Here is a 26,560-nt window from a genome sequence, read left to right on the forward strand (position 1 = left end):
ATATTCTACATTAAGGCTTAATATTCTACACGATCATATTCCGGTAAGAAGTAGGCGTATAACCGGTATGTTTCTTGAAAATAAAGGCAAAGTATTTGTAATCACTGAATCCGCATTCCTCTGCAATGGTGTAAATCTTTGTCTCCGGCTCCTTTTCCATCCGCTTTTTTGCCATCTCAATACGGAACTTGTTTAACCAGTCGGTAAAGTTCTCACCTGTTTCCTCCTTAAAAATCTTGCTGAAATAATTTGGTGTCACATAGACAGCTTTTGCCACATCCGCTACCTGAAGGCTTTCTGAAAAATGATCCTGGGCATAAGCAATTCCGTTTGTCACGATCCCCTTGTATTTGCTGTTCCGCCGGTCTTCTACTGCCCGGAGCACGGAACCATAGATATCTTTAAGCCACATTTCTAAATCATCTGCGGTTTCATATTTGGAAATTTCTTCATAATAATAGTAATTCTGCCCGAGAACCTGCTCCGGAGCCAGCTGGAAACGCGAAACCTCCCGCATAGCAATCAGCACCAGATACATGCAGAGCTGTTCCACGGCCTTTCGTCCCACCTCCTGTTCCATGACATATTTTTGAAAAATCTCTTCCAGTGCGTCATAAATCTTTCGCCGGTCCAGAAGTGTGACTGCATTTTTCAGTTCTGCTTCTTCCTCAGAAGTTATGAATATCTTTTCCCCCCGTAGGCTTCCCTTAGACTTCTCCCTGGCGATGATCTGGCTGCTGCCCTGCTTCATACGCCCTTCCAGTGCTTCATCTGCATTCTGGTAGGAAAGCTTTAAATCCCGCCACTCTGACACCAGCTTTCCGATTCCGACGGAAACGGAAAGCCCATAATGCTTTCTCAAATAAAACTGAACCTCTCTGGCGCTCCTTGCCACCTCTTTTGTGTCTTCCCCAGAACACAAAAGAACCATCAGCCTGGCTTCTCCTTCATCACAGACACAGACATTACCCAACCGTCCGACAAGCTCTTCGGCCACATTGGACAGGGCGTACTTAAGAAGATCTGCTTCCCGCTCCCCATTGGCAAGAAGCTGAAAATAATAGTCAATGCAAAAAATGACGATCCGCAGATTTTCTTCCCTTAACGGAATGCCGAGAAACCCGGCCCGTTCCAGAAACCTTTTTTCCTCTGTCTTACCCCACATAAAATCATGGACACAACGGCTGCGCATCAGGGGCAGGTTTTCTTTCAAAAGGACTGCTCTCTGGCTGCGGTTTTCAAACTCTCTGCTCTCCCTGCCGATTTCATTCACCAGCCTTTGGATCAGCCCGGTCAGCTCTTCTGTATTAATTGGTTTTAAAAGATAGTCCGCCGCCCCTATCCTAACGGCATGGCGGGTATATTCAAAATCATTGTACCCGGTAAGGAATACGATCCGTGTCTTCGGAAGTTTCTCATGCAATTCCTCAGAAAACTTGATTCCATCCACTACCGGCATCCGGATATCCGTGATAACAATATCCGGCTTTTCCACCATGGCTCTTGCCAGTCCATCCCGTCCATTTCCCACGGTACCAACTACTATAACACCCAAACTCTCCCAATCAATGATGGTCATCATCCCTTCCCGGATGATGGGCTCATCATCCACTATCATCAGTCGGATCATATCCCTTCTCCCCTTTTTAAATACGGCTGAATTACTTCTACCGCCAGTCCTTTGCCTTCTCTTTCCCGAATATGGATTCCATAGCCGGCTCCAAAGCACAGCTTTACCCTCTCATGAACATTGAACAAAGCCATTCCCCGAAGGCCCTCCACTTCTCCCTCCAAAAGCCGGTTCAATTCTTCCACATCGGCGCCTTTTCCTTCATCCTCCACAGATAAAACCAGATCCTCTCCTCGTCTCTCCGCCCGGATCCGGACCATGCCAGGATGCTCCTGTTCCCCCATTCCATGGACAATAGCATTTTCCACAAGGGGCTGCAGGACAAACCGCACGGTCTCGCATTCCTCTGTTCCAGGCTCCATTAAAATCTGGAATTCAATGGTATCCGTGTACCTGCACCCCTGAATCTTAATATAATTTTGTATATGCTCCATCTCCTCAGCCACAGTGGCGGTTTTACTCGTGTCCTTCACAGAAGTACGGAACAGCTTGGACAATGCCTCAATGAGACTGCAGGTTTCAAATGCCTGCTCCATCCGGCTCATCCAGCAGATCGTATCCAGAGTATTATAAAGAAAGTGAGGATTAATGTATGCCTGCATGGCACGGATCTGGGCATCCTTTTCCCGGATTTCCGCCCGGTATACCTGGTTTACCAGCTCATCCAGGCGAAGAGTCATCCGGTTAAAGGCCATGGACAGGACAGATATCTCTCTGTAGCCATTTTCCGGCAGCTTTCTTTTAAAATCATTTTCTTCCAGATTCCTCATGGAGGATTCTAAATCTCCCAGGGGCTTTATCACAAACCGGGACAGGAAAAAGCCCATGATCCCGCATAGGATCACCGCTAAAATACCTGTAGAGATCAGAAGCTGGCGCACCACAGACGCATCATCCTCCACCTGAAAGGGAGAAATTTTCTTTATCACATACCAGCCTGGGTACTTCACCCTGGCATAGACCAGATCACCATCGTGGTTTTCGTCGGATTCCAGCTTAAGTCCCGGAAATCTTCTGGTGATCTCCCAGCCTTCTGTTTCCTGCTCCGTAGAAATCCGTATGATTCCATCTTCTATTACGTAGTAAGCCTCACCCTCTGACATCTGGTCAGAAAGCAGCCGCCCCAGCACACTCTTTTTTATATAGATTTTCTGGAATCCAATGGTTGTTCCAATGTCATTGATGTCATTGATACATCTGGCATATCCGTACAGTTCTTCCCGGTTGCTCCCCCAATCCGGGCTGACTTTAATATCTGTCAGAAAAACAGCATGTCCTTTCTCCTCCAGGAGTTTTTCCTGAAGTTCTTTGCTGATTCCATCGGTGATGGAGCTGGAGCTGTACCGTTTTCCGTCCATACGGACAAAATCCACCGCATAAACATACTCCTCATAGCAAAGCTGGTTTCTGACGTAGCGGTCCAGATCATAGGCGGCGCCTTCCACGTTTTCTTCCCCCTGGGCAAGGAGAAAGTCCCTCACCCTTTCATTCTGGAAAAAGGATAGAGAATTGTTCCCCACGTTTCTCATGATTCCTTCCATATTGGCGGCGATCTGGGTCGTATTATTCTGATTCAGGGTCGTTGCATTTTCTGAGATGATCTTCCGGTACTGCCCGTAGGAAATTACCCCAAGAATCATGGTAGGAATTAGTATCAGCACCAGAACCATGGCAAATATAGCCATTTGCAGACTTCCAAATATATTTTTATACCAAGTCTTCATTCCTGCTCCTTTTGTAAACATATTCGTTCAGTTCACTGCCCGCGCAAAACAAGTTTAGACAAGCCCTATTCTGGCTTGCCTAAACATTCCTCCAACGATATTAACCTTTCACTGCTCCAGCGGTCATACCCTTCATAATTTGATTATAAAACAACAAGTACATAATTACAACCGGTAAGGTGGAAACCACCAGTGCCGATAACATCAGCGGATAATTGACGGTATAGGATCCCACAAAATTAGTCAGCCCGATGGGCATCGTCTTCAGTGCATTGCTTCTTATAAGCACCAATGCCAGAGGAAATTCATTCCATGTATGCAGGAATGTCAAGATGGCAACAGTGGATAAAACCGGCTTGCACATGGGCATAACGATCTGGAACATAGTATTTAAAAAAGAGCTTCCGTCTATACATGCGGCCTCTTCTACTTCAATCGGCACGCTCTCAACGGAACTTTCCACCAGGAACACTCCCGTAGGCAGAGCAAATGCTATGTAAGGAAGGATCAGCGTAAATTTCTTGTTGAGCAATCCCAGAGTTTTAAACTCCACAAAGATTGGGATCAGCAAGGCATATATGGGAATGAGCATGCCGGAAAGAAACATATAGTAGATAAAGGTTCTTCCCTTAAAGCGGAATCTGGAAATACAGTAGCCTGTGATAAAGGAAATCACCAGCACCACAACTAAGGCTGACAGGGTGTTGAACATGCTGTTCATGAAATAGGAACCGATTTTGCCTTCGGAGATCGCTCTGGCATAATTTCCAAACTCCGGCCTGGCAGGAAGGCTTAATATGTTTAAGGAAAACTCCTTATCCGTTTTTAAAGAGGAATAAATCATCCAGATGATCGGGAATATACAGGTGATGGAAAACAGCGCTACAAACGCATTTGCCACAACCCCTTGAATAATACCCCAGGCCTTTTTCATCACGATTCCTCCTTTTTTCTTCCTGCCAGCCTGCTGAGCATGATCAGCCCCAAACTTAAAATCAGGATTCCAATAGCCGCCGTGCTGCCATAGCCGTAACGCATGCGGTTCATGGATACGTTATAGGCATACAGGGCTACTACCTCTGAACTGGTTCCCGGACCGCCGCCCGTCATTACAAAGATCTGGTCAAAGGTCTTCATATTACCGGATATGCATAGCATAATGGTCACCATCAAGGTGTTTTTGATGAGAGGCACTACAATGTACTTAGACTTTTTCCAACCGGTAGCTCCGTCTAATTCCGCAACCTCTAAAACGCTCTGGTCAATCCCCTGGATCGCTGCCAGCAGAATGATTAAGTAGTATCCGATAAACTGCCAGACCTTTGGAATCGCCAGGGAGCCGATTACAATATCCGGGTCATCCAGCCACAGCTGTATGAAATTTCCCAGCCCAGCAGCACGCATTAAAGTATTCACGATACCGTATTCGGAATTATACATGATCCTCCATAAAAATCCTACTACGACAGCCGATAATACCACCGGGAAAAAGATGACTGTTCTATGAAAATTTTTAAATTTTAAAATCCTGGACTGGAGAAGCATGGCAATGAGAAAGGCAATTCCGATCTGTCCCAGCACCGTCCAGAAGATAAAGGTCAGGTTATTTTTAAATGCGCTCCAAAATGCCCTGTCCTGAACCAGCTCCACATAATTCTGGAACCCGACAAATCGTTTCACCGGACCTCCATCCCAGTCAAAGAAGCTATTATAAACTGCTACAAACAAAGGAGCGATGCAGCAGAGTACGAAGACAACCAGTCCAGGAGCAAGCAAACCGTAGATTACTATGTTTTTAGGTCTTAATGCCTTACTCATTTCCTGTCACTCACTTTCCGTTGTTTTCATATTCCGTCTGAATCCGCTGCGCCAGTTCCTCTGGAGCGACCCTTCCGATCAACAGTTCCTGAAGCCCGCTTTGCATCACATCAATCACACCGGAACTTAACTGATGGTCATAAACAGGTATAAACGGCCTGTCCTTTGCAAATACATCAAACTTTGCGGCTACGGTCTTTTCGATCTTAACTTCCTCTCCCGGTTTCACTGCAGTCAGAGTTCCTTCTTCTATTGCAGCCGTACCGTATTCCGGTCCTGTCATAGCTTTTAGTATATCAATAACGACTGCCTTTTTTTCTTCCGAAATCTTGGAATTTACCGCAAGAGCCCAGCCGGCGCCTCCGGTGATTGTCTCCGGATTTCCCTTACCGCCTTCTACCATCGGGAGAGCCGCCATTTCCGTTACATTTTTCACTTCTTCCGGACAATTCTCATCGAAGTTTGCGATGGCCCAGCTTCCGTCAATGGTAATGGCCGCTTTTCCATTCATATATAGCTGTCTCTGCTGAGCGCCGTCAATGCTGTTTACATCCTCATTGAACGCCCCGGCAGCAGCCAGATCACTTAAGGCCTGTAAGGACTGCACGAACTCAGGATCTGTAAACTTGGCTCCGCTGCGGTCACGAATGCTCTGATACCACTCATCTCCTGTTAAACGGTTACCCAGGGTGCTCATGATAACGGATTCTGCATTCCATTTTTCCTTATTTCCAAGCACAATGGGGGTCACGCCGATTTCTTTAAGCTTTGGAATGATATCCAGCAGCTCAGACCATGTCCCTGGAAACTCTTCAATCCCTGCCTGTTTAAATAAGTCCGTGTTATAAAATACACAGGTATTTGTCACCTGAAAAGGCACCGCATAGATGTTCTCTCCGATTATAAAGTTGGAAAATACGCCCTCCTTAAAATTATCCTTCCAGGCTGAGTCGCTGTTTAAAGCTTCACTTAAGGAATATACTTTTCCGTTTTCCACAAATGTCTCCGCCATCTGCCCTTTGATCATAAAGATGTCCGGCAGCTCTTCCCCTGCGGCCAGGGTCTGTACCTTTGTCGCCAGATCAGAGTTGGAAACCGATTCTTCATCGATTGTCACATTGGGATGCTCCGCTAAGTACTTATCCAGCAATGGCTTCATCGCCTTCGTAACCCCTTCCCCAGGAATAAAGAAATCCAGCATGGAGATCTCTACCTTCTGGCCTGCTGCCTCCGGTGCTTTCTGTCCGCACCCTGTCATTGTTACCCCCATGATCCCGGCACAGGCCAGACTGGCCAGCCGCATCCAAATTTTGTTTCTCATAAGAATGATCCTCCTTTTTACTTAGAACTTACTTCGTTCATTTACCGAAATTATAACAAGTGCCTGCAAATGTTTTAAGGGGATGTATCTATAAAAAAGTATGATATTCTACACATTCAGGGCTGAAATTCTCTCCGGCTTGGCGAACCCCTTTTCCTTCAGCCTGTTTTCCAAGTTTTTCAGTTCCATATTATTATGCCCTTTCAGCCCATAATTAAAAAAAGGGTGCCGCAAAATCAATGCCATTCAGTTTTATCCAATGACATTGATTTTGCAGCACCCTCTTCGTGTAAGGACTGCTTATCTGCTAAATAAAAATTTCATATAACGGATGAATACATAAACCACCAGACATACTGCAATAACGGTTTCAGCAAGCACTATGACCGGTAAAATCCCTACGGCAAACCCCATTTTTGCCAGGAAACCAGTTGACATCTTCATTGCAATCGCACTGATCACTACCGGGAATGTAAAGGCTGCATAGCTTGGGTAGAAAGGCATAGCAAGGAACCTTGGCAGAAAAACCAACACAGTTATGTATAACACTCCCGCTAATACCATGAGCAGGAGAACCATTGTTACGGATTTTGTTTCCGCGGACTGAAGGTATCCAGCCAGACAAAGGCTCACCGGAGCCGTATAGATGCAAAAAAGCGGTCTTGCAGGTTCTGCAATTTCCCTGTATTTCACATACCGGGCCGTCACAAGAACCAGTAAAATCAAGCAGCAGACCAGGCCGAACCAGAAAATTCCAAGCCCCAGTGTTGTGCGTCCGAATGCGGGAGCCGTTACGCTGGCCGTCACAATTCCCACATACACGATGTAATAGCTGGCAAATACGGTTTTCATATTCAGCTTATAAAGAAAACGTGCGGTAAAATACACCATGAGAAGAACGTGCAGGGCAATTCCAAAATACCAGATATAGACCGCACCATTGCCAATTAAAGGCTTGGCATAGGCGGACAAAAGAATCACCGCCATGGAAAATGTCCCTGATATACTTGCCATCACAGGGTTTTTCATATCTTCTTTTACCAAATCAAAATGAAAAATACATTTACACAAAAACAAAATCGCCAATACGGCGGATATGGCTCCGCAAATCAGGCGGATGGTTTCCGAATAGCTTTGAAGGAGATTGCCCAGGGCCGCAAACCCAAGAGAAAGCCCTGCCATGGGAATGGGAACTTTTTTAATCATTGCATCCCTCCGCAAGCTCCAGTTCATCGGTATTGGTAAGGCCATATTCCCTCACCACGATCTCAGCCACTTTTCTGGCTACCAGTCCTGTGAAACGGATACACTGTTCCTTGTGTTCCCCTTTTCCCATATCAAACTCTTTGGTCAGGATCCTGCAGCATAATGCATTCTTTCCGTTGTTTTCCTTAAACCAGTCGTGAAGCTCCTTTGACACTTCTAAATTCTTTTCCACCTTTGGATCTCCCTGTTTTGTCCGTCCAAAGAATAAGCCAAGGGCCATTACCCCGCCGGATACCGCTCCACAGAGACATTTGGAACGTCCGATTCCTACCGGAAATCCGGAAGCCATGGCTATGACCTCCTCTGGTATGTCCAGTTCAAAGTTTGACCTCATGGAGCTTACAACCGCCTCCGAGCAAAAAAAGCCTCCCCGAAACAGAGCTTCCGCATCATCTCCGATCTTATTAACACTAACCGCCTGTTTCACATTCATCTCATGTATCCTCCTGCATGTTTATTGATAATTATATTCTATAAAGATTTAGGGCTTACGTCCAATTCATAAATTCTATAAATAAGCCTTACTTATAGGAAATATCTATCACATGCAGCCAGAAACGGGATTCTCTGCCAAAAAACCGCAGCAATCAGCCGTTTTCCGGCCCCGGTACATACTCAAAGCTTACATGGTCACTTGTCAAATCAAATATCCGTTCCTCCTCTTTATACAGTAAAAACCTTGCCATCAATAAATGTTCCTCTTTGATAAAGCGTACCATCTTTCCCTGATCGGGAGCTAAAAGCCTATGGGAAAAACCTGTATTTTTAATCCTGTTCCGGTTTGTTAAAAATATTTTAAAAGTGTATTGGCCCTGCTTTAATATGACTGCAGTTTCTCTTTTGCATACCACCTTTACTCCCAGATAGGTAGCAAAACGGTATTCCTGTCCATGATACTGGATGACACAGATGCAGCCCTGAAAGCTGTTTCCGATGAAAGGGATATGGGCGATGGAAACCATGACTGATGCATCTTCCTGAAACCGGTTGCATTGAAGCCATAAGTAATCCCTGGGAAAAGATCTGCCCCTGTCTCCCTCGATATACCCCTTTTCCCCATGAAAATCCAGGGCTTTTCCATTGACTTTAAGAATTCCGTGAAGGTCGTGGGCCATGCTGATGATTTCATGCCTGCATTCCATAAAAGGGACAAATTGAAAGGGCCCCATGATGGTATATTCAATGGGGCTTAAAGAGCCGTAACGGATTATTCCCTGAATCGAAATATCCTTTGACTGAATATCCACTTTAACGCCGTTTATGGAAAAAACATTATTTCCAAGAATGATTTTTCTTCTCTTTCTATCAATCAGGTAATCCTCCTCTTCAAAGTCCAGAGAATAAGAGTTTTCATTCCATATGATTTGCAAAAACGGGCGCTTTTCTCCCCTTTCATCTATACTGTGGCCGGGAATAAATGCTAAGACCGTATCTGCATTCTGATGCTTGAAATACCAGCCCTCAAAATACTTTATCTTCTTTTGATGGAAAGAACAGCTCATGCAAAGATCTCTTAAATCATCTCCTAACCCAGCCACTTTGTTTTTTATGATTCTATTAAGTTTTTTCATCTCCACGATGGATTTCGTCCTGTATTCTGACACCGGAACTATGTCTCCCTTCTGTTTAAGCATTGTGATTTTAAATATAGGGTTTCCAAATGTCAAGTAACATAGTCAGAAAAGCATGTTTTAAATTTTATATCTGTATTACTCCAAGACTTCCTGATACAGCTTTATAGCCGCCAGGCTGTCTTGTGCAGCCATATTTATCAATGCAGCAATGAGGCTCCTTTAACGAGACGGGCCTTCCTGATATTCTTTTAAATACTAAACACTGACTTCCACGTCATAAACAACCTTATCGATAAATATAGAGACATACTCCCTGCAAAACTGCGTGCCGGCTCCCTTAACCAGCTCACTGATCGCATATTCCTTCGTCAATGCCTGGCGGTAGCTTCTTTCACTGATCATGGCATCATATGCATCTGCAATGGCAATAATCCTGGACTGGACCGGTATTTCATTTTCCTTAAGACCCTTGGGATAGCCATTTCCATCCCACCGTTCATGATGGGCCAGAACATAATCCGCCATTTCTGACAGCTCATTGACCGTGCTTAAAATGCGGTAGCCGATCTCCGGGTGCTTTTTAATTTCCTGCCATTCCTTTTCCACCAGTTTCCCGTTTTTATTCAGGATCCTCTCTTCAATTGCCACCTTGCCGATATCATGGAGCAACCCAACGGTCTTTAACTCTTTGATTTCATCTTCCTGCATCCCAAGGGCTGTCCCCATTTTTTCACACAGCTCCGACACGCGGTGGGAATGCTGTTCCTCCCTTGGATTTTTCTCATGAAGGGCCGCCATAATCGTATAGATGGTCTTTCCTCTCATTCCCCCGCTTTCCAGCAGCTTTTTCTTATACATATAGTCCTCAGCTTTTTTAAGGACTTCTAATATGGATTCCTCATCCCTGTATTTCACGCTGTACCCAAAAGATACGGAAAGAGTAATCTTATTTATGGCTTCATGCTTTATCCGTTCATTGATCCTTCCGATCATCTCTTTTATTTCCTTAACATCAGTATTCGGAGAAATTATGATGAATTCATCACCTCCCAGACGGCAAATGATATCCTGTTCCTTAAAGCCCTCTTTTAATACTTCTGCCACTTTTTGAATGTATTTATCTCCCACCGTGTGTCCAAAGGAATCGTTCATTAGCTTTAACCCGTTGATGTCGGCCATGGTAATCATTAATGGATAATAGCTGTTTGAATTCAGCCGTTTCAGCTGTTCTTCAAAAAACCTCCTGTTGTATAATCCCGTTAGCTGATCATGATAGCTTAAATAATACAGCCGTTCCTCCGCCTGTTTACTTTGGGTAATGTCATTTATGATAATGGCCAGCTGGCTTTCCTTTGGGCGGGACGCCAGGATCTCGTAATAATAATTTGTATTTTTCTGAAACCGCTCGTAGCGGGTTGATTCTCCTGTTTCAATTGTCCGGATCAGCTTATCCAAGTTTTCCGGTTCCACATCTTTATGTATCTCGGAAAAATATTTTCCTAAAATATCTCCTTTTTGTAATCCGGTCAAGGCTTCATAGCTGTAATTGGAGTCCACCAGCCTATACTTAAAGATATCATCGCCGGAAGCTCCCTCATACAATGCCATGCCTAGCTGCATTTGGCTGATGATGTCCTTGTATTTCTCTTCGCTTAAGCTTAATCTTTGATCATACTCCATGATTTTTCTATACTGTATTCTCAGCTCTTTTTCTGATGCAGTCAACTGTTCCACGTATTCCTTAAGCTCTTCGTTGGCGGCAGACAGATCGTCATAGCTCCTGCCCAATCTTCTTTCTGCCAGCTCCACCTTTCTTAAAAGGTTGGAAATTAAATAATAGAGAACCAAAGCAGTAAACATAACATACATAATTCCCTTATAGGTATGGATCACCATCCTTGCAGAAGGATCGTAAACCAGCCTGTTCACGATTCTGTCGGAGAAATAAACCCAGACAAAACCAAAAAGAAAATACACGATACAGATTTTAATTCCTTCCTGTTTGAAAGGATCCTTTTTTAGCTTAAGATCGTCCTTTTTAGCCTTTAACCATTTAATCATACTACTCCCCCTTTAAATGGTATTATACACTATTTTGATCCCATAAGAAACATTTTGCCAATTTTTCCTTCCCATAAAAACCGGAATAACGCAAAAAAAGAAGGGCAGCAGACACCCCTCCTTTTTATGGATTTTAACAGTATTTATTTTCGAAGCGGCTTTCCATTAATCAGCCTTTAATACTTTGACGATTTCTCCAATGATATAATCATGGTAATCCTTTGCCGGATAGTTTTGCTTGTCAAGGGTTTGATCAAAAAAGCCATTGGGATCAATCCTCTGCTTATAAAGCTTACGGCAGATAAGCACCAGCCTTGCCTCGGAAAAATAAGGCGCTTCTGCATCAAAAACAGGCGTAAGCCCGGTCTCCTTCTCCTTATCCACGTCACGTCCGGAATGGGCGCCGCAGTAGTTTAAAGCGGCTCTGCAATTATCGCCGAAAAAGCTAAGAGCGTAATACTCGCTCTGGTCAATAAATTCCAAAGTATATCTCTGGGGACGGAGAACAATGTTTGATACACTCTTATTCCACATGATTCCCAGCCCTCCCCAGCTGGCTGTCATCATATTATACTTTTCCTCGCCGCCGGCGGAAATCAGCATCCATTCCTTTCCTATCATTGTGATAGGATCCATGGTCACTTGTTTTAAATCAACTGGTCTTAACATGTTAATACCTCCATACTTTTAATATTCTTATATTATATATGTCTTTTTATATAACAGAATTAACTTAAAATCAGGATTCGGAATTTTTCCGCACATCTATATCCACCAATTCCAGACCATCTGCTACCTCGTGAAGGTATAAATCTTCAATATGTCTCCGGATGACCCGTTTACCCCCCACATCTCCTTTTAATCCCAGAAGCTCCTCATGGTAATTCTTAGAAAAGATAGCCGGGTTCCCCAAAGCGCCCATATTGCACAGGCAGCCGATCCCTTTTCCGCTGTCCCGCCAGCCCTTCACCAGATCTCTTATGGTAGCCGCCTTTAAATATGGCTGGTCACAGACCGCAAAACAATAGTCTGTTTCTTCATTTTCAAATGCTCTCAGCGCCAGATGAATGGAATGGGAGATACCAAGGCTGCTTTCCTTGTTTACTACCACCTCATAACCATAATTCTTCATACAGTCCATAATCTCCTGGTACTGGGTGACAACCATCTTCCTGTCAAAGATTCCGTCCGGAAGCTTTTGGGCTTCCTCTAAAATATATTGGTACATGGGCTTTCCATTGAATTCATGAAGCAGCTTATTGCCGTTAAATCTGCGGCTGTCGCCTGCTGCCAGAAGGATAAGTGCCAGTTTCACGTCATCAAACCTCCCCTTTTCATTGCTTTTTCGTTTCTGCCGCCCCTTTTTTCTTTTTCATGTTCAAAATCGCCTCCAGGACACCTCCGCCTATGGAGGTCGCCTTGTCTGAGATCGTGTAGCAGTTTTCAACGTTTCCTCTGGGGTCTACATCTCCTGACTTCATTCCCTTTGTAACTGTTACACCGTCCTGAAGCAGGCCTCTTACAACGCCTCCCACCAGGGCATATATGGGAGCATCGCCTGAATAGCCCACTAAGTCGCCTTTTTCTACCAGATCGCCGATCATGACCTGGCCTTTAAAAGTTCCGTCAGCCGTTGCGCGGATAATCCGTTCTTTATCATAACCGCCGATCATGCCTGGAACTCCTGTGTTGGGAAAAGCGCTTCCCTCCCAGATACAGCGGCCAAGGTTATGGCCTCTTTTTGTCTCCACCACCACATGACAGTCTATCCCTGCAGTAAAGCCGGGACCAACACCTACTACCACATCTGCGTCAGTTATCCTGGTTCCCAGATTCTTTTTTGCAATAATGGCATCCACCACCACATCTGGCTTCCAGGCTTCCCGGATTTTGCATTCCTCATCGACCACCACCGCAACTTTATCCCTTGCTATGGCCTCATGGATTTCCTCCAGGCTGTTGCATAAAACTCCGGTGATATCCTCCACCTTTGCCTGTCCCTCATAGACTGCCCTTGAAAAGGCCACCGTCCGCCGCACCGTGGTGGGAACAGCGATATCCGTCATGACCAGGTCAAAACCGCAGCGTTGCAGCCGGCATCCAATACCTGTTGCCAGATCACCGGCTCCTTTTATTAATACCTTCATTGTAATCTCCTGATCTTTTGGTTTATTTTCTAGCGCATTCTCCGCCCTTGCCTGACAGGATTTCCAGGCCATGGAAAAGAGTATCCAGAATATATTCCAGGCTTTCTCTCACCGCCTTAGGACTTCCCGGAAGATTGATGATAAGGGTCGATCCCCGGATGACACTGGCTCCCCTGCTTAACATGGCCCGTTTGGTCACAGTCATGCTGTAAGCCCGTATGGCCTCGGCAATTCCCGGTGCATTGCGGTCCGCAACGGCCAGAGTGGCCTCCGGGGTTACATCCCTGGGAGAAAAGCCGGTCCCGCCGGTGGTCAGAACCAGATCGCATTCCACTTCATCGCTTAAGCGCATGAGTTCCTCTTTTAAGTCCTCTCCTTCATCGGCAAGGAGCTTATAGCTGACCACTTCAAAGCCTGCCCCCTCCAATATCTCTCTTATGACTGCGCCGCTTACATCTTCCCGTTCTCCGGCGGCTCCCTTGTCACTTAAGGTTACGATTCCTGCTCGGTACATACCGTGATTTCATCCCCTTCCTTCATGAGCCCTCCATGGAGGACCCTTGTAAAGATTCCGTTTGTCGGCATGATGCATTCTCCCATTTTCTTGTAAATCTCACAGTGGCTGTGACATTCCTTTCCTATCTGGGTCACTTCCAAAAGGATATCCCCGCACTTTAACCTGGTGCTGACAGGAAGATGAATCAAGTCAATTCCCTGGACAATGATATTTTCCCCAAAGGCCCCGTTTCCGATCTCCGCGCCTCTGGCCTTAAAGTCCTCTATGGTATCAAAGGATAAAAGGCTTACCTGCCTATGCCATTTGCCTGCATGGGCATCCCCTTCTATCCCGTATTCTTCTATAAAATGGCCTTCTTCCACTCTGGTTTTCTGAGTTCCCTTTTTTTCGCTGATACAGACAGCCATTACCTTTCCCATCTGCTTATCCTCCTATCTGGTTCATGTTGGGGCCCGCTTCTCCCAAGTCTTCCTCAAAATGATGGCTCTCCGGCTTATTCCGTATGCTCTGCTTCATCAGATCAAAAAGACTGTCATCGGAAATTCCTTCACGCAAAGGCCCTTTCAAATCCACTCCTGCAGGACTGTCCAGGCAAAGCTTTAAAAATCCGTCAGAAGTCAGCCTTATCCGGTTACAGTTATGGCAGAATTTGTGGCTGACAGCACTGATAAAGCCTATAAAGCCTGTTCCATCTCCCCATGTATAATAAACAGCGGGGCCGTTGCCTTTCACCTTACGGCTTTCTTTAAGCTCTCCAAAGGCCTCTGACAGGATCCCCGCCAGATCATCATTTTCCAGTGCTTTGTAGTTCTTTCCCTGGCCAATGGGCATCATTTCAATAAAACGGACCGGGATCCTTCGGTCCATGGAAAACCGGGCAAAGGCAAGCACCTCTTCCTTTGTTAAATCTTCCATGACCGCACAGTTTATTTTTACCTTGAGTCCCGCCGCCAATGCGCTGTCGATTCCTTCCATAACGGATTCAAAGCAGTCTCTTCTTGTGATTCTGGCAAACCGCCTCGGATCTAAGGTATCCAGGCTTACATTGACACTTGATAAGCCCGCAGCTTTTAGTTCGGCTGACTTTTCCTTTAACAGGCAGCCATTGGTGGTCATGGTCACATCCTCAATTCCCTGGATCTCCGCCAATTCTTTGATCAGGACCTCTATGCCCTTTCTCACCAAAGGTTCCCCGCCAGTTACCTTTACCTTACGGATTCCAAGGCGGGCGCCGGACTCACAGATCCTAACGATTTCCTGATAGGTGAGGATGTCCTCATGGCGCAGAGGGGCAATCCCCTCCTCCGGCATGCAGTAGAGACACCTTAAATTGCACCGGTCTGTAACAGATATCCGGATATAATCAATGGTTCTGTTGCAGCTGTCTTTCATCGTCCGCTCCCCCTGCCGCTTAAGTCCTTTTCATAAAGTCCGCTCTTACCGCCATCCTTTTTCAAAAGACAGATATCACTGATGGTCATCCCCCGGTCCATGGCCTTGCACATGTCATATATGGTCAGCAGGGCTATATTCACCCCTGTCAGGGCTTCCATCTCCACGCCTGTCTTGCCCTGGGTTTTGACCGTACAGACCGCCTCTACAGAAAGCCGTTCCTCATGAAGCGCAAAATCTACCGTGCATTTTGTGAGCATCAGTCCATGGCACAAAGGGATCAGTTCAGAGGTCCTTTTCGCTCCCATGATACCTGCCACCCTGGCCACTCCCAGTACATCGCCCTTTTTTGCGGTACCAAGTGAAATGGCTTCAAAAACCTCATGATTGACCGTAATAAACCCATGGGCAACGGCGATCCGGTCTGTCTCCGCCTTTTCTCCGACATCTACCATGCGGGCATTTCCCTGTTCATCAAAATGTGTCAGTCCATTCATCTCTTTTCGTTCAACCTTTCCTCCTGTAGTGCCTTACCAGCCCTTTCCGAAGCCGCAGTTTGGATAATAGCATACGTCGCAGGAAAGGCATAGTCCCCCTTTGCCCAGCTTATCAAGATCTTCCTTTGTCACCGGATCATCCGCCATGAGCCTTGGGAGCACCAGATCAAACACCGTCCGCTTGGAATACATGACACATCCGGGAAGTCCGGCTATGGGAATGTTTTTCCCATCCTGCATGTAATAGGAAAGTAAGAACATGGCTCCCGGAAGCACCGGCGCTCCGTAGGATACCACTTCTGCTCCTGTATTCCTGATTGCAAGAGGAGTCTTGTCATCCGGGTCAACACTCATGCCTCCGCTGACAAGTACCATGTCAGCCCCCTGACGGATGAGGTCAAGAATCGCTTCAGTGGTATGCTCCGGATTATCATCAGTGATCGTCTGGCCAAGGATCTGGCCGTTTAACTCTTCCACTTTTGCCTTTAAGACAGGTCCAAAGGCATCCTTTACCCTGCCATGGAATACTTCGCTTCCCGTGGTTACGATTCCCACCTTTTTATCTAAGTAAGGCATCACGGCAAAGATTTTCTTTCCTCCGCAGACCTCTTTGACCTCTTCCATCTTTTCCTTTTCAATGACAAGAGGAATGATCCTTGTCCCACACAGCTTGTCTCCAGGCTCCACCGGGGTGTTGGGGTGTCTGGAAGCGATCATCATATTCCCCATACTGTTTATTTTATCTAAAAGTCCGGTATCTATTTTTAACAGACCCCGAACGGTTGATTTCAATTCAATTTTCCCTTCCTTTACCTCGCTGCGCTCCATATTGTCATTGAAGCACAGGCTGCACAGGATTTCAGCTGCTTCATTCTCATGGTAAAGGGAATCATCCTTTTCCCAAACATAAAGATGTTCTTTTCCCATTGACAGCAGCACCGGAATGTCCTCCTCTGTCACTACATGTCCTTTCCTGAATCTTGCATCCTTCAAGACTCCAGGTATGATCTGAGTCATATCATGGCAGAGAACCTGTCCTACCGCATCTACTGTCTTGATTTCCTTCATTTTCCCCTCTCCTTTCGTTCTTAGGCATAATTTAAATCAATCGTTCGACGAGCCGTCAGGCCAATCGAACTTCTATATGGATCATGTTATTCTCAAGTAAGAATATCCCTGTTTACAAAAAATTACCATATCCGTTCATTATATCATCCGGGAAAATATTTGTAAAATAATTCTTCCACTGCCGCTTCTGCTTCCTCCACAAAGGCCAGATATCGGTCTAAAAACGTTTCACCCTCCGCAGTTAAAACAGTAGTTCCTCCGTTTTCCCCTCCCCTTCTTCCTTCCATCAGGGAAAACCCCAGATCCTCTTCTGCCTTGTTCATGATCTTCCACGCTTTTGAATAAGCCATGTGCAGTTCCTGGCAGGCAGCAGAAAGGGATCCCCTCTCCCTTACAAGCTTCATTAAGTCTGCCACCCCCGGCCCAAAGTTGCGCTCTTCATAATAAACACGGAGCTTTAAATGATATTTAAGCGTTCTTTTCTCTTTCTCTGTTTCTATCATTCTGATCCTTTTCTATAGTGCGAAAAACTGGTCATCACACAGCGTCCTGCCCATTCTTCTCCCAGGCATTCCATGACCTGGATCCCTTGGGACAGCCTGCTTTCATTATCAGCTTTATTTAACAAAATCCGGTATTCCATGGACTCCGTTCCCTTTCTGGTTCCATTGCTGCTTATAAGAATCCGGGCTGCCTGGGCCGGTGTTATAAGACTTTTTTCCGTCTGCCAGCCAAATGTGGGTTCCGCAAGCTCCCACCGGAAGCACTTCTCTTCCCATGGGCGGCCAATGGCATCCAGGCCGGCACAGCCAATCACCCCATGGGTGCCTTTTAAAAGAGCAGGCTCTCCTTCCCTTGGGATCTTCAGAGGCAGACGCTTTGCTCCGTCCGCCTCCACAAGAAGCACATCAGAAAGGCCTGAAAGCTGCTCCAATTCCCGGGGAGCCATACCCTTTAATTTTCCCTCAGCTGCAGGCTGCCCTGTTACCAGAACCTGGCCTGTACGGTCAGAATGCCATTCTTCCCAGTCTTTTAGGAAATCTTTAACTGTCCCGGCCCGGTCTGCCAGCACTACCTCACGATTCTCAGGATAGAATATGTGAGTGCTGGTGGTGACAATCACCCGTTTCCCCATGTCCGCCAGTTCATCGGCCAGAGAAAACATGGCACTGGTCTTACCGCCGCCGCCGGTAAAGCAGATAACCATATGGTCCTTAAGAGGAAAACCCAGGGCTTCCCACAGGGAATTCCTCCTTGTCACGGCCGTTTTACCCTCACGGCCGATTAAGGTATAGACACTCTTTAATCCCATTGATACAGCTCCATACGCCTTTTTCTCGGAACATAAGAACCGGTTTTCTCCAATACTACCTGACCGTCTTTTGCAGCAAGACGTCCCTTTAAGAATACCAGCTCTGCTTTTCCCTTGACAGAAGTTCCTTCAAAAGGACAATAATCCACATTTGCTACCTGGTTTTCAACAGACAATGTCCACTGTACATCTGGATTCCACACTACGATATCCCCATCGCTGCCCGGAGCTATAGCCCCTTTCTGAGGATAAACACCGTAAAGCTTTGCCGGATTTTCTGACAGCAGACGGCACATCTGTTCCAGCTTTAAGTTATGCTCCAGCACACCAAAGCTGTATATGAGGACCGGACGTGATTCCACCCCAGGCATTCCGTTTGGAATCTTTGTAAAATCATCTTTTCCCGCCGCCTTCTGGCTGGTGGTAAAGCTGCAGTGATCCGTTGCTATGGTCTGAATATGGTTCTTCAGAAGGGCATTCCACAGTCTGATGCTGTCCTTTTTCTTCTTAATGGTGGGAGAGATCACATACTTACTGCCCTCAAAGCCTGGAAGATCATAAACGCTTTCATCAAGAAGCAGGTACTGGGGACAAGTCTCTAAATAAACCTCCTGGCCCCGTTCCCTGGCATATTTCACCTCCTGATAGCCCTCTCCTGAGCTTAAATGGACGATGATCACCGGAGTGTCCGCAAGGCCTGCGATTTTTAACAGCCTGCCAATAGCTTCCGCTTCCACTGCGGCTGGCCTGGTCTTTTTATGGGCGTTTACGGATAAATTACCTTTTGCTTTCTCTTCTTCTTTCAGTGCCTCTATGAGTCCCATATTTTCACAATGGATGCCGGCAATCCCGCCAACCTCTTTTAAACGCTTCAGCACCTGATAGATTTTCTTATCATTTAAGTACATCTCATCATAGGTCATATAAAGCTTGAAGGAGGTTACGCCGCCCTCAACAATTTCTTCCAATTCCTTGCTGATAGAAGGGTTCCAGTCGGAGATTGCCAGATGAAAACCATAATCACAGGATGCGTTTCCATCCGATTTTTTATGCCAGTTTTCCAGAGCTTTTTCCAGAGTCTCACCCTGATACTGGGTGGCAAAATCAATGATCATGGTAGTGCCGCCTGACAATGCGGCCTTTGTTCCTGTTTCATAATTATCTGCTGTCACAGTACCTGCCACATGAAGATCAAAATGCGTATGTGCATCGATGAAGCCAGGGAATAAAAGCTTTCCCGTTACATCAATAACCTCCGCTTCTTCTGCCTGGATCCCTGCTTCCACTGCCTGGATCTTTCCCTCATCCATGAGTACGTCCGCCTGGATCAGGCCGCTTCCCGATACTACAGTTCCACCTTTTAATAGCGTTTTCATAAAATATCTACATCCTTTCTTTCAGCTGTATCGGCCAATCTTTTGGCCTGCTTTTCATCTTTGTGTATTGGCAGCCATCAGTTTCAAAGCTTGAAAGGCGCAGGGAGAAACTCATTCTCCGACTGCGCCGATTCATTGCCAATACATTACTTATTCTTTTTGCTTCTTTCGGGACTTTTCTTATCCTAAGATATAGTCGTAGTCACTGCAGACAGTTTCCATAACTTTTCTAAGTCCTTCCGGAATCAAGCTGTCCTTTTCACCGGCTTTCCAAGTGAGAATATTGCCAAGGTAGCGTACCTTGCAGGCTGCTGTTTCTTTTTCTAATACAACAAAGCCTTCATTTTTGCTGTTTTCCATGTCAGCCTCGTTGGCGAACAAAGTAAACTTATCCAGGTAAGGAGCGCTGTCATATGGACAGAAGCTCTTGCAGTTTCCGCACTCGTTGCACATATAGTCCACATGAACGATCTGGTGCATGGATAAACCAGGAATATTCAGTGCCAGGTTTGCACGGTTTGGACAGACCTCAGCGCAGTTTTCACAGACATTGGAGCAGCCAAGGCATCTGGAGTCTTCTACCTTATATTCCTTGGTAACTTCAAGGATACCGCGCTTGTCATAAATTTTGTCTAAATTATCCACTGTGTCATCAAAGTCCACAGCAGCTTTTTTACCTAAAATAGCTTCAGCCGCAATGCGTGCATCTCTCATAGCCTCTACCACAGTAGCCGGTCCATAGAGTCCATCGCCAACCACATAAACGCCTGCCGTGCTGGTTTCTAAAGTCTCCTCATTTACAAGGACTTTACCGCGGTTGCTTACGTTAATGCCGTTTGCTTCATAGAATTCGGTCGGAACCTGCTCGCCCACTGCCGCAATCACTGTATCTGCAAGGATCTCTACGGTTTCTTCTGTTTCTACAATGCCCCTTCTGCCGGTAGCATCGGTATCGGAAAGCTTCATCACCTTGCAAAGGAGTTTACCATTCTTTAGCTCTACAGGAGACAGCAGTTCCTTAAATTCCACGCCGTCTTCCAGTGCCATCTCTAATTCTTCCTCATCTGCCGGCATATAGCGTTTGGTTCTGCGGTAAACTAAGTAGGAGTGTTCCACGCCTTCTGTTCTCTTTACTGCTCTTGCTGTATCCATGGCAGTATTACCGCCGCCGATGACCACTACATTTTTACCAATGTTTAATTTTCCGTCGGTCTCTTTAAACTGAGCCAGGAAATCCAGAGCATTTATGGTTTCACCTGCCTCAAGCTTTAACACGCCTGGTTTAGACGCGCCTGTAGCAAGGATGATATACTCAAAGCCTTCCTTCTTTAAAGCTTCTAAATCTGTCACTTCAGTATTTAATCTAACCTCAGCTCCAAATGCAAGAGACAGGGCAGCATCCTTGTCAATCGCCTCATCCGGAATACGGAATCCAGGGATCACATGCTTTACCACGCCTCCTAAGCTGCCGCTCTTTTCAATAATGGTTGCAGGCATTCCGTTCTTTGTCAGGAAATAAGCTGCTGCAAGTCCAGCCGGGCCTCCGCCCACTACTGCTGTCTTTTTGCCTTTCAGCTCGCCGGCTTTAATCTCCTTCATGAACGCATCATAGCCGCCTTCCGCACAAACCAGCTTGACTCCGCGGATATTTACCGGATCTTCATAATAGTTCCGGTTGCACTTGCTCATGCAGTTATGGGCACAAATCGTTCCCGTTATGAATGGAAGAGGATTCTTCTCCGCAATCACTTTCATAGCTTCCTCGTATTTTCCTGCACCGGAAAGCTGTAAATAGGTGGTAATATCCTGATGGATCGGGCAGCCTTCCTTACATGGAGCCACATAGCAGTCAATAAGCGGAACGCTCTTAGGCATCTTTCTGATAGGAAGGGGTTTTACGGCTTTTTTGTGATGAGGATCATGAACCGCATCTGCTGCCAGTTTTGCAGTCTTTTCCGGATCAACTCCTGTAAACTCCACATGGCCCTCTTCCAGCTTCTCTGCGATCTGTAAAAGTCTCTGATAGCCGCCTGGCTTTAAGAGAGTGGTTGCCACGGTAACAGGCCAGATTCCTGCATCAACGATTGCTTTGATGTTGTGGTAATCTGCACCGCCTGAGAAGGAAATTCTTAATTTTCCGTCAAATTCCTTTGCCAGCTTAGCTGCTAAGGTAATGGAAAGCGGATATAAGGACTTTCCTGACATATACATCTCTTCGCTGGGAAGTTCTTTATTTTTTACATCAACCGGGAAGGTATTGGTAATCTTTACACCGAACTCTAATTTCTTCTTCTCTGCCAAAGTCATAAGGGTCTTTAACATGGGAATCGCATCCTCGTACTGTAAATCGTCAAGGAAGTGGAAATCACCGAATGCGATATAATCATATCCCATATCATCCATGGTCTTTCTTGCAAATTCATATCCAAGAAGAGTCGGGTTGCACTTAATGAAGGTATTCAGTCCCTTTTCCTCGATCAGATAGGTAGCGATTCTCTGAATCTCCTGAGGAGGACATCCGTGAAGAGTGGAAAGGGTTACGGAATTACAGACTTCGGAAGGAATGTTCTCAATATCCTCTTTGGTCACATTCTTAAACAGATCTAAATGATCTAAAAGATAATTAATGCAGTCCTTAAACATCTCCGTATCTTTTGCTTCCTTCATGGAATCGATAAAGGAGTTCACCTTCGGGGATTTAATTCCTTCCAGGTCATATCCAACGCTCATGTTGAACTGGAAGCCATCCATTGCTCCAAGACCGTGCTCCTTGGCAATGATGTGAAGCAGGATCCATGCCTTGATATATTCGTCCTGAGCCTGGGGAACATAAAGCTCCGTAGACCACTCACAGTTGTAGCATTCATCATCTGCTTTGATGCATGGTTTGCTTACAGGCAGATCCTCTCCGTCCAAGATCTGAACAGTCTTTAACTCGAAGAAACGGCTTCCTGCATAGTAGGAAGCAACAATGTTCTGAGTGAGCTGGGTATGAGGGCCGGCTGCCGGTCCCATAGGATTCTCTAACGTGCGTCCGAAAATTTTACGGTTGTTTTTTTTGTCTGCTTTGTAAGGTCTGTAGACTCCGAAAACAGTCTCATTTTTTCCATATTCATTAATAATCCAGTCCACTAACTGCCCAAAGGGCATTGGGGTCATTCTATCTCCCATTTTTTACCTCCTGTAACGGGGTTGTCCGCTTTTTTACTGCAGACAACCCTCAGTGAATGTTCTATATTGTATATTTTACTATTTTTCTTGGTTTTATGAAACTACTTTTATCTGGAATTAATCCGGTTTGCCAGTTCGGCTGCTGCTTGTCTGCAGTCTGCCATCACCTTTTCTTCATCAATGGCTGTGAGGATACGGTCCTTCATCAGCACTTTTCCGTTGCCTACTGTAGTCACCACGCTGCGTCCTGTCATTCCGAAAAGGATATGGCTGTTGCAGTTATCCCCATTCATTGGGGTCAGCGGAATATAGTCGGTAACGATAACGTCTGCTGCTGCACCCTCTTTTAATACGCCCAAAGGCTTTTTAAAGTAGCGGCCTGCAATCTTTGCATTTCCTTCAAACAGCATCTTTGGAACTTCTCCCCATGCCGCATTAGGATCACATAAATGATGTTTATGCAGGACATTAGCTACCTTATAGGATTCTGTCATGTCGTGAGTATAACCATCAGTTCCCAGACCTGTTAAGATTCCTCTGTGAACCAGTTCCATGGTCGGCGGACATCCGCATGCATTGCCCATGTTGGATTCCGGATTGTGAACTACCATGGTATCCGTATCCTTAATCAGCTGCATCTCATGAGGGTTGATATAGATGCAGTGTCCAAGAAGGGTCTTTTCTCCCAGGATATTGCAGTCCATCAGACGGTCTACGATCCGTTTGCCGTGTTTCTTAAGGCAGTCATGAAGATCTTCGATTCCCTCTGCCACGTGGATATGGTAACCAACACCCTCAGGCTTGTGGGAAGCTGCAAGCTCCATGGTCTCATCAGAAATCGTAAACTGGGCATGCATTCCCATCATTCCTGCAATCATGTCGCTGTCATCTGCCAAAGCGTGCTTAATGAATGCTTCATTCTCCAGAACCGCTTCTTTTGCCTTGTCTTTGCCGTCACGGTCAGAAACCTCATAGCACAGACAGGAACGGACACCAGTCTCTTTTGCAGCCTCTTCGATCTTAAACAGAGAATCTGTTATATGTCCGAAGCTTGCATGATGGTCAAAGGTCGTTGTCACACCGTTCTTAATAGAATCGATGTAAGTTGCCATGGCGCTTAACCTTGTATCTTCTAAAGTGAGGTTACGGTCAATGGTCCACCACATTCCGTCCAAAATCTCCAGGAATCCGTGAGGATCATATCCTTTGATGCTTAAGCCTCTTGCAAAAGAACTGTAAATATGTTCGTGGGCATTAATAAAGGCTGGCATTATAACTCCACCTTTTGCATCAATATACTCCGCATCCGGGTATTCTTTTTTCATGTCTTCTGTGGTTCCTACCTTGCGGATCTCGCTCCCCTCTATAGCAACTGCACCGTTCTCAAAAAACGGATTCTGGGGGTCTCTTGTAATCATTCTTCCATTACCGATAACCAGCATGTTTCCATCTCCTTTTTTCCCATTTTTTAATCATAATTTAAGTGAAACCTTAAAATTTCCAACTGTACAAACCTCACATAGGAACTTCCTCTATGTATGTACTTCATTTCTGCAATCTGCTTATACTCACTCCTATAATTCGTCATTTTCTATACAGATTACACCATAAATTCCTCACTAAGTACAGTGTATCATTTCATATAAAGAAATGCAAGTGAAAAATACAAAAAAAATTAGCGAACCTAAAAATTTTTTAGAAAACCACTTGTAATTTTAATTTTTTATGCTATGATGGATATATAAGATGTTCCGATGAGAGGAGGGCAAACGATGGATACAAAGCTTGAACTGCTAACACAGATCGCACATGGAATTGCTACTCATTTTGGTAACAACTGCGAGGTAGTTATCCACGATATCAGGAAGGAAGATATAGATAGTTCCATTGTCTATATCGAAAACGGTCAGGTAAGCAACAGAAAGCTGGGGGATGGTCCCTCGGAAATCGTTTTGGAAACGTTAAAAAAGAACCCGGATCTTTTAAAAGACCGCTTATCCTATTTAACAAGAACCGATGACGGCAGGATCCTAAAATCCAGCACCATGTATATAAGAGGTAAAAATAATACGATTGATTACATTCTGGCTCTTAATTATGATATCACAGGACTGCTTACCATAGACAATTCCTTAAAATCTCTTCTCTCCACTTCGGAAACAGAAGACGATGAGAAGCAGCCGAAAAGAATCACCCATAATGTGAATGATCTTCTTGACGCACTGATCGAACAGTCTGTGGCCCTGGTTGGCAAACCGGTCGCTCTTATGAGCAAGGATGACAAAGTTGCAGCGATTCAGTATTTAAATGATGCCGGAGCATTCCTGGTCACAAAGTCAGGAGACAAGGTTTCCAATTATTTTGGCATATCCAAATTCACTTTATACAGTTATATGGATACAAATAAAGAAAAGTAATATATTAAGGAAGAAAAAGGAGAATGAAAAATCATGAAACCAATCCAATGGGTTGTAAACACCATGCCAAAGACCGATGATAAAAATTTACCGGTTATGGCACTTGATGAAATCAAGAAAGCAAGAGTATTCCACGAAAGCTTTCCTCAGTACAGCAAGACTCCTCTTGCAAAGCTGGATCACATGGCAGATTATTTAGGCCTTGGCCAGGTTTACATGAAAGACGAATCTTACCGGTTCGGCTTAAATGCATTCAAAGTATTGGGCGGATCCTTTGCCATCGCAAAGTACATCGCAAAGCAGACTGGAAAAGATGTTTCTGATCTTCCCTACAGCGTCCTCACATCTGACGCTTTAAGAGAAGAGTTTGGACAGGCGACCTTCTTCACCGCTACCGATGGAAATCATGGACGTGGTGTTGCATGGGCTGCGAATAAATTAGGCCAGAAGTCCGTTGTTTATATGCCAAAGGGCTCCACCATCACCCGTTTCAACAATATCAAAGCAGAAGGCGCTACAGTTACCATCGAAGAAGTCAACTATGACGAATGTGTCCGTATGGCTGCAGATGCTGCTTCCAAGACAAAGAACGGCGTTGTAGTACAGGATACTGCCTGGGATGGATACGAAGAGATTCCTGCCTGGATCATGCAGGGCTACGGAACCATGGCACTGGAAGCGAATGAGCAGCTTGAAGAATATGGCTGCGACAGACCGACCCATGTATTTGTTCAGGCTGGTGTAGGTTCTCTTGCAGGAGCTGTTCAGGGATATTTTGCAAACCGTTATCTTAAGAATCCGCCTAAGGTAGTCGTTGTGGAAGCTGACGTAGCAGACTGTCTCTATAAGGGTGCAAAAGCCGGCGACGGAGATATCCGCATCGTGGACGGTGATATGCAGACCATTATGGCCGGCCTTGCCTGCGGAGAGCCAAACACTATTTCCTGGGATATCTTAAAGAATCACGTAGATACCTTTGTTTCTGCTCCTGACTGGGCAGCTGCCCAGGGCATGAGAATGCTTGCCGCTCCTATCAAAGGCGATGTACCGGTAACTTCCGGCGAATCAGGCGCTGCTCCATTCGGAGTTCTTGCCTGCATCATGCTTCTTGATGAATACAAGGAGTTAAAAGAGCATTTAGGACTTAATAAGGATTCAAAAGTTCTCCTCTTCTCTACTGAGGGTGACACCGATCCGGACCGCTACAAAGCAATTGTCTGGGAAGGAAAAGAACGTTAGGCATAATTTTCTTAGTGAAGGCAAACGCAG

General features: G+C 45.5%; 24 protein-coding genes. 2 read left to right on the top strand and 22 right to left on the bottom strand.

What is annotated here, in order from left to right:
* Positions 1–25: 25 nt before the first annotated feature.
* From AC27IJ_RS10885 to ssnA, 22 genes are all read right to left on the bottom strand, one after another.
* Positions 26–1,630: a response regulator gene (locus AC27IJ_RS10885; RefSeq protein ID WP_312442786.1), complete on the bottom strand. Its 1,605-nt coding sequence runs from the start codon at positions 1,628–1,630 to the stop codon at positions 26–28.
* Positions 1,627–3,354 (bottom strand): cache domain-containing sensor histidine kinase, encoded by a 1,728-nt coding sequence (locus AC27IJ_RS10890; protein WP_312500708.1) that lies wholly within the window; start codon positions 3,352–3,354, stop codon positions 1,627–1,629. The genes AC27IJ_RS10885 and AC27IJ_RS10890 overlap by 4 nt, the downstream gene beginning before the upstream one ends.
* 100 nt (positions 3,355–3,454) lie before the next feature.
* Positions 3,455–4,288 (bottom strand): carbohydrate ABC transporter permease, encoded by an 834-nt coding sequence (locus AC27IJ_RS10895; RefSeq protein WP_312442784.1) that lies wholly within the window; start codon positions 4,286–4,288, stop codon positions 3,455–3,457.
* Positions 4,288–5,172 (bottom strand): carbohydrate ABC transporter permease, encoded by an 885-nt coding sequence (locus AC27IJ_RS10900; protein WP_313156010.1) that lies wholly within the window; start codon positions 5,170–5,172, stop codon positions 4,288–4,290. The genes AC27IJ_RS10895 and AC27IJ_RS10900 overlap by 1 nt, the downstream gene beginning before the upstream one ends.
* A 10-nt stretch (positions 5,173–5,182) precedes the next feature.
* Positions 5,183–6,493 carry an extracellular solute-binding protein gene (locus AC27IJ_RS10905; protein WP_312442782.1) on the bottom strand — a complete coding sequence of 437 codons (1,311 nt, stop codon included), beginning with the start codon at positions 6,491–6,493 and terminating at the stop codon, positions 5,183–5,185.
* A gap of 300 nt (positions 6,494–6,793) precedes the next feature.
* The gene (locus tag AC27IJ_RS10910) at positions 6,794–7,699 is read right to left on the bottom strand and encodes a TDT family transporter (protein WP_312442780.1); all 906 of its coding nucleotides are present in this window, start codon (positions 7,697–7,699) and stop codon (positions 6,794–6,796) included.
* A complete protein-coding gene (locus tag AC27IJ_RS10915; protein WP_312442778.1) occupies positions 7,692–8,192 on the bottom strand; it encodes a C-GCAxxG-C-C family protein in 501 nt (166 codons plus the stop codon). The genes AC27IJ_RS10910 and AC27IJ_RS10915 overlap by 8 nt, the downstream gene beginning before the upstream one ends.
* 154 nt (positions 8,193–8,346) lie before the next feature.
* On the bottom strand, positions 8,347–9,363 hold the full coding sequence (locus tag AC27IJ_RS10920) for a tocopherol cyclase family protein (RefSeq protein WP_312442776.1): 1,017 nt from the start codon (positions 9,361–9,363) through the stop codon (positions 8,347–8,349).
* Positions 9,364–9,588: 225 nt separating this feature from the next.
* Complete coding sequence (locus AC27IJ_RS10925; protein WP_313260241.1) at positions 9,589–11,394, bottom strand: HD domain-containing phosphohydrolase; 1,806 nt, start codon at positions 11,392–11,394, stop codon at positions 9,589–9,591.
* A 165-nt stretch (positions 11,395–11,559) separates the two neighbouring features.
* Positions 11,560–12,063 carry a flavin reductase family protein gene (locus tag AC27IJ_RS10930; protein WP_312500699.1) on the bottom strand — a complete coding sequence of 168 codons (504 nt, stop codon included), beginning with the start codon at positions 12,061–12,063 and terminating at the stop codon, positions 11,560–11,562.
* Between the two features lie 70 nt (positions 12,064–12,133).
* Positions 12,134–12,709 (bottom strand): nucleotidyltransferase family protein, encoded by a 576-nt coding sequence (locus tag AC27IJ_RS10935; RefSeq protein WP_312442771.1) that lies wholly within the window; start codon positions 12,707–12,709, stop codon positions 12,134–12,136.
* Positions 12,710–12,728: 19 nt separating this feature from the next.
* A complete protein-coding gene (yqeB, locus tag AC27IJ_RS10940; RefSeq protein WP_312442770.1) occupies positions 12,729–13,541 on the bottom strand; it encodes a selenium-dependent molybdenum cofactor biosynthesis protein YqeB in 813 nt (270 codons plus the stop codon).
* A 22-nt stretch (positions 13,542–13,563) separates the two neighbouring features.
* Complete coding sequence (locus AC27IJ_RS10945; protein ID WP_312442769.1) at positions 13,564–14,055, bottom strand: MogA/MoaB family molybdenum cofactor biosynthesis protein; 492 nt, start codon at positions 14,053–14,055, stop codon at positions 13,564–13,566.
* Positions 14,034–14,477, bottom strand: coding sequence for an MOSC domain-containing protein (locus tag AC27IJ_RS10950; RefSeq protein ID WP_312442767.1), 444 nt, complete (start codon positions 14,475–14,477; stop codon positions 14,034–14,036). The genes AC27IJ_RS10945 and AC27IJ_RS10950 overlap by 22 nt, the downstream gene beginning before the upstream one ends.
* A 4-nt stretch (positions 14,478–14,481) precedes the next feature.
* Complete coding sequence (gene moaA / locus AC27IJ_RS10955) at positions 14,482–15,450, bottom strand: GTP 3',8-cyclase MoaA (RefSeq protein WP_487148834.1); 969 nt, start codon at positions 15,448–15,450, stop codon at positions 14,482–14,484.
* Complete coding sequence (moaC, locus tag AC27IJ_RS10960) at positions 15,447–15,947, bottom strand: cyclic pyranopterin monophosphate synthase MoaC (RefSeq protein ID WP_312442763.1); 501 nt, start codon at positions 15,945–15,947, stop codon at positions 15,447–15,449. Before moaC ends, moaA begins: the two co-directional genes overlap by 4 nt.
* Positions 15,948–15,980: 33 nt before the next feature.
* Positions 15,981–17,015 (bottom strand): molybdopterin-binding protein, encoded by a 1,035-nt coding sequence (locus AC27IJ_RS10965; RefSeq protein WP_312500697.1) that lies wholly within the window; start codon positions 17,013–17,015, stop codon positions 15,981–15,983.
* Between the two features lie 143 nt (positions 17,016–17,158).
* On the bottom strand, positions 17,159–17,518 hold the full coding sequence (locus tag AC27IJ_RS10970) for a winged helix-turn-helix domain-containing protein (RefSeq protein WP_312442757.1): 360 nt from the start codon (positions 17,516–17,518) through the stop codon (positions 17,159–17,161).
* Positions 17,515–18,327: a selenium cofactor biosynthesis protein YqeC gene (gene yqeC, locus AC27IJ_RS10975; RefSeq protein WP_312442755.1), complete on the bottom strand. Its 813-nt coding sequence runs from the start codon at positions 18,325–18,327 to the stop codon at positions 17,515–17,517. Before yqeC ends, AC27IJ_RS10970 begins: the two co-directional genes overlap by 4 nt.
* A complete protein-coding gene (hydA, locus tag AC27IJ_RS10980; RefSeq protein ID WP_312442753.1) occupies positions 18,318–19,703 on the bottom strand; it encodes a dihydropyrimidinase in 1,386 nt (461 codons plus the stop codon). Before hydA ends, yqeC begins: the two co-directional genes overlap by 10 nt.
* 180 nt (positions 19,704–19,883) lie before the next feature.
* The gene (gene ygfK, locus AC27IJ_RS10985) at positions 19,884–22,874 is read right to left on the bottom strand and encodes a putative selenate reductase subunit YgfK (protein WP_312500693.1); all 2,991 of its coding nucleotides are present in this window, start codon (positions 22,872–22,874) and stop codon (positions 19,884–19,886) included.
* Positions 22,875–22,981: 107 nt separating this feature from the next.
* Positions 22,982–24,316, bottom strand: a complete 1,335-nt coding sequence (ssnA, locus tag AC27IJ_RS10990) for a putative aminohydrolase SsnA (protein WP_313260128.1) — start codon at positions 24,314–24,316, stop codon at positions 22,982–22,984.
* A gap of 330 nt (positions 24,317–24,646) precedes the next feature.
* Here ssnA and AC27IJ_RS10995 point away from each other — a divergent pair, with 330 nt between their 5' ends.
* Together AC27IJ_RS10995 and dpaL are read left to right on the top strand one after the other, a co-directional pair.
* On the top strand, positions 24,647–25,291 hold the full coding sequence (locus tag AC27IJ_RS10995; RefSeq protein WP_312442749.1) for a helix-turn-helix transcriptional regulator: 645 nt from the start codon (positions 24,647–24,649) through the stop codon (positions 25,289–25,291).
* 33 nt (positions 25,292–25,324) lie between these two features.
* Complete coding sequence (gene dpaL, locus AC27IJ_RS11000) at positions 25,325–26,530, top strand: diaminopropionate ammonia-lyase (RefSeq protein WP_312442747.1); 1,206 nt, start codon at positions 25,325–25,327, stop codon at positions 26,528–26,530.
* The last annotated feature ends 30 nt before the right edge of the window (positions 26,531–26,560 follow it).

The organism is Lacrimispora sp. YZC11, from assembly GCF_057543815.1.

Coding starts and splice junctions, on each gene's coding strand:
- AC27IJ_RS10885 (WP_312442786.1), bottom strand. CDS start 1,630: ATGATCCGACTGATGATAGTGGATGATGAGCCCATCATCCGGGAAGGG.
- AC27IJ_RS10890 (WP_312500708.1), bottom strand. CDS start 3,354: ATGAAGACTTGGTATAAAAATATATTTGGAAGTCTGCAAATGGCTATA.
- AC27IJ_RS10895 (WP_312442784.1), bottom strand. CDS start 4,288: ATGAAAAAGGCCTGGGGTATTATTCAAGGGGTTGTGGCAAATGCGTTT.
- AC27IJ_RS10900 (WP_313156010.1), bottom strand. CDS start 5,172: ATGAGTAAGGCATTAAGACCTAAAAACATAGTAATCTACGGTTTGCTT.
- AC27IJ_RS10905 (WP_312442782.1), bottom strand. CDS start 6,493: ATGAGAAACAAAATTTGGATGCGGCTGGCCAGTCTGGCCTGTGCCGGG.
- AC27IJ_RS10910 (WP_312442780.1), bottom strand. CDS start 7,699: ATGATTAAAAAAGTTCCCATTCCCATGGCAGGGCTTTCTCTTGGGTTT.
- AC27IJ_RS10915 (WP_312442778.1), bottom strand. CDS start 8,192: ATGAATGTGAAACAGGCGGTTAGTGTTAATAAGATCGGAGATGATGCG.
- AC27IJ_RS10925 (WP_313260241.1), bottom strand. CDS start 11,394: ATGATTAAATGGTTAAAGGCTAAAAAGGACGATCTTAAGCTAAAAAAG.
- AC27IJ_RS10930 (WP_312500699.1), bottom strand. CDS start 12,063: ATGTTAAGACCAGTTGATTTAAAACAAGTGACCATGGATCCTATCACA.
- yqeB (WP_312442770.1), bottom strand. CDS start 13,541: ATGAAGGTATTAATAAAAGGAGCCGGTGATCTGGCAACAGGTATTGGA.
- AC27IJ_RS10945 (WP_312442769.1), bottom strand. CDS start 14,055: ATGTACCGAGCAGGAATCGTAACCTTAAGTGACAAGGGAGCCGCCGGA.
- AC27IJ_RS10950 (WP_312442767.1), bottom strand. CDS start 14,477: ATGGGAAAGGTAATGGCTGTCTGTATCAGCGAAAAAAAGGGAACTCAG.
- moaA (WP_487148834.1), bottom strand. CDS start 15,450: ATGAAAGACAGCTGCAACAGAACCATTGATTATATCCGGATATCTGTT.
- moaC (WP_312442763.1), bottom strand. CDS start 15,947: ATGAATGGACTGACACATTTTGATGAACAGGGAAATGCCCGCATGGTA.
- AC27IJ_RS10965 (WP_312500697.1), bottom strand. CDS start 17,015: ATGAAGGAAATCAAGACAGTAGATGCGGTAGGACAGGTTCTCTGCCAT.
- AC27IJ_RS10970 (WP_312442757.1), bottom strand. CDS start 17,518: ATGATAGAAACAGAGAAAGAGAAAAGAACGCTTAAATATCATTTAAAG.
- yqeC (WP_312442755.1), bottom strand. CDS start 18,327: ATGGGATTAAAGAGTGTCTATACCTTAATCGGCCGTGAGGGTAAAACG.
- hydA (WP_312442753.1), bottom strand. CDS start 19,703: ATGAAAACGCTATTAAAAGGTGGAACTGTAGTATCGGGAAGCGGCCTG.
- ygfK (WP_312500693.1), bottom strand. CDS start 22,874: ATGGGAGATAGAATGACCCCAATGCCCTTTGGGCAGTTAGTGGACTGG.
- ssnA (WP_313260128.1), bottom strand. CDS start 24,316: ATGCTGGTTATCGGTAATGGAAGAATGATTACAAGAGACCCCCAGAAT.
- AC27IJ_RS10995 (WP_312442749.1), top strand. CDS start 24,647: ATGGATACAAAGCTTGAACTGCTAACACAGATCGCACATGGAATTGCT.
- dpaL (WP_312442747.1), top strand. CDS start 25,325: ATGAAACCAATCCAATGGGTTGTAAACACCATGCCAAAGACCGATGAT.